The following is a 1,080-nucleotide window of genomic DNA, read 5'->3' as shown; positions in this document are numbered from 1 at the left end:
CCCGAGCAGTGGGGGCCGGACCGCCGGCGGCGTTCTCGGGGGCGGCGGTGCGGCGGCCGCCCTCTCAGCCGTCCTCCCGGCCGTCCTCCCGGCCGCCCTCACCGGCCGTCCTCACCGGCCGGCCGTCGCCAGGGACGGGTGGACGACGACCGGTGCGGCCTCCCGGCCGTCCCCCTTCGCCCCCACGACCACGGCGAAGCTCCCGGGGTCGGGCGACCAGCCCTCCGGCACGCTGAGCCAGAACGAGAAGGTCGTCGACTCGTGCGGCCGGACCAGCCGCTCCAGCAGGGAGGTGTCGACCACCCTCAGCCCCGACTGGTTGCGGGTGACCGGCAGGCTGCGCCGCCCCTCGGTGCCGTACCCGGCCTGGACCGTGATCTGGCTCCCCGCCTCCGTCCCGCTCAGCAGGACGGTCGGGAGGACCGAGGCCAGCGGCGCCGCACCGGGGTTGCGGACGGTCATCGTGAACGTGGCGCGCTGCGGGTCCGCCCCGCCGTCGTCCTTGGCGAGGGCGACCGTGAACTCGGGTGCCATCCGGGCGGCGGCGGGGGCCTCGGACAGCCGCAGGGCGGTCAGCACCGACGCCTCCACGGTGCGCTGCGGGGTGGCCGGCGTCAGGGCCAGGGCCTCGATCAGCAGGGTCCCCTCCGCACTGTCGATCGAGGGGTCCAGCCGGTAGCGCAGCGTCCGGGAGGCCCCGGGGGCCAGGGCGAACGCCGCTTCGTCGCCGGATGCCAGGTAGTTGCCCGACGCCTCGGTCAGCGGCACGTCGGTCCAGGAGCCGCCGTCGTCCTCGCGCTGCAGGCGGCCGCGCAGCGACCGGCCCTCGCCGCCCTCCGCGGCGAGCGAGCGGACCGCCACCACGGGGGCCACCTTCCCGTACGCCTGCTCGGTGGTGTTGTGCCAGGTCACCGCGAAGGTCACCGGGCCGGCGCCCACCGTCGCCTCCTTCTTCTCCAGGCCGTCGAAGCTCAGCACGATGCCCTGGGACGGGCGCGCCACCCCGCCGCCGGCCGCGGTCGGATCGCCCGCCCCGGCCGTTCCGGCCGCCGGGCCGCCCGGCTGCGGGGAGGCCGCTCC

General features: G+C 77.5%; 1 protein-coding gene. It reads right to left on the bottom strand.

Annotated features, from left to right (window positions below; all coding sequences use genetic code 11):
- Nucleotides 1-111: 111 nt before the first annotated feature.
- On the bottom strand, nt 112-1,080 hold a 969-nt coding region (locus tag ACFXAM_RS38865), incomplete at its 5' end, for a hypothetical protein (RefSeq protein ID WP_380298660.1).

This window comes from Kitasatospora sp. NPDC059462, assembly GCF_042749955.1.
In the GTDB taxonomy this organism is placed as follows: domain Bacteria; phylum Actinomycetota; class Actinomycetes; order Streptomycetales; family Streptomycetaceae; genus Kitasatospora.
This window is presented reverse-complemented; position numbering and strand designations above follow the sequence as displayed.